This window comes from Amycolatopsis sp. A133, from assembly GCF_031082405.1.
Lineage (GTDB): Bacteria > Actinomycetota > Actinomycetes > Mycobacteriales > Pseudonocardiaceae > Amycolatopsis.
Window position 1 is genome coordinate 1 of record NZ_JAVHJU010000029.1, and the last position, 1,326, is coordinate 1,326.

Genomic DNA, 1,326 nt, shown 5'->3' on the forward strand with positions numbered 1-1,326 from the left:
AGCCTGGGCCGGGCGGCGGCCCGGACACTGGCCACGACGACCAAGTCGGTCCCGCAGATGCAGGGCATCTCCTCACGCTGGCTGCTCAAACTGCTGCCGTGGGTCGAGGTCTCCGGCGGCGCCTACCGGGTCAACCGGCGCCTCTCCTACGCCGTCGGCGACGGCCGCGTCACCTTCAGCACCATCGGCGCCCAAGTCCGCGTCATCCCCCCCGAACTGGGCGAACTGGCCCCGCTGCGCGGCTTCTGCGACGACGAAGTCCTCACCGAACTGGCCGACCGGTTCACCCAGCAGGAATACGCCCCCGGCGACGCACTGGTCGAATTCGGCTCCCCCGCCGACCAGGTGTTCCTCCTCGCCCACGGCAAAATCACCAAAATCGGCACCGGCGCCTACGGCGACCAGGTCGCCCTCGGCACCCTCGCCGACGGCGACCACTTCGGCGACACCACCCTCACCCGCGACGACGGCATCTGGGAATTCACCGCCAAAGCCGTCACCGCCTGCACCGTGCTCACCCTCCCCCGCGTCGCGTTCGACGACGTCCTGGCCCGCTCCGAAGCCCTCCAAGCCCACCTGCAGGACTACCTCGCCCGCGGCGCCGCGGCCCGCAACGACCACGGCGAAGCCGAAATCTCCCTCGCCTCCGGCCACGACGGCGAACCGGTCCTGCCCGCCACCTTCGTCGACTACGAAGCCAAACCCCGCGAATACGAACTCTCCGTCGCCCAAACCGTGCTACGCGTCCACTCCCGCGTCGCCGACCTCTACAACCAGCCAATGAACCAGATCGAACAACAACTCCGGCTCACCGTCGAAGCCCTGCGCGAACGCCAGGAACACGAACTGATCAACAACACCGGCTTCGGGCTGCTGCACAACGCCGACTTCGCCCAGCGCATCCCCACCCGCACCGGCCCACCCACCCCCGACGACCTCGACGAACTGCTCACCCTCGTCTGGAAAGACCCCGGCTTCTTCCTCGCCCACCCCACCACCATCGCCGCGTTCGGCCGCGAATGCACCAAAGCCGGCGTCTACCCCACCAGCGTCGACCTCGGCGGCCACCAAGTCCCCTCCTGGCGCGGAATCCCCATCCTGCCCTGCAACAAAATCCCCGTCACCGAAACCCGCACCAGCTCCATCCTGCTCATGCGCACCGGCGAAGCAGCCCAAGGCGTCGTCGGCCTCCACCAAACCGGACTACCCGACGAATACCAACCCGGCCTCAACGTCCGGTTCATGGGCATCAACGAACAAGCCATCATCTCCTACCTCGTCTCCGCCTACTACTCCGCCGCCGTCCTCGTCCCCGACGCCCTCGCC

At 68.0% G+C, this 1,326-nt stretch carries 1 protein-coding gene; it reads left to right on the forward strand.

Annotated features, from left to right (window positions below):
* A partial coding sequence (locus Q5425_RS21205) for a family 2B encapsulin nanocompartment shell protein (protein WP_308674007.1) occupies nucleotides 1-1,326 on the forward strand: 1,326 nt, incomplete at both ends.